At 71.2% G+C, this 250-nt stretch carries 1 protein-coding gene; it reads left to right on the forward strand.

All coding sequences use genetic code 11. The annotated features are described in order from the left end of the window. Positions 1–250, forward strand: a 250-nt coding sequence (locus tag ACSNOK_RS35415) for a trehalose-6-phosphate synthase (protein WP_436784784.1), incomplete at both ends; no start/stop codon positions are given.

Genomic DNA, 250 nt, shown 5'->3' on the forward strand with positions numbered 1-250 from the left:
GTCCAAGAACATCGTCCGCGGGCTGCGGGCGTTCCGGCAGCTGCTGACCTACCGCCCCGAGTGGCGCGGCCGGGTGGTGCACGTGGCGTTCGCCTACCCCTCCCGGCAGGATCTGGCGGTCTACCGCGACTACACCGCGGAGGTCCAGCGGGTCACCGACGAGATCAACTCCGCCTTCGGCACGCCCGGCTGGCAGCCGGTGATCCTGCACGTCAAGGACGACTTCGCGCGCTCCCTGGCCGCGTACCGG

This window comes from Streptomyces sp. URMC 126, assembly GCF_051386555.1.
Taxonomy (GTDB): Bacteria; Actinomycetota; Actinomycetes; order Streptomycetales; family Streptomycetaceae; genus Streptomyces.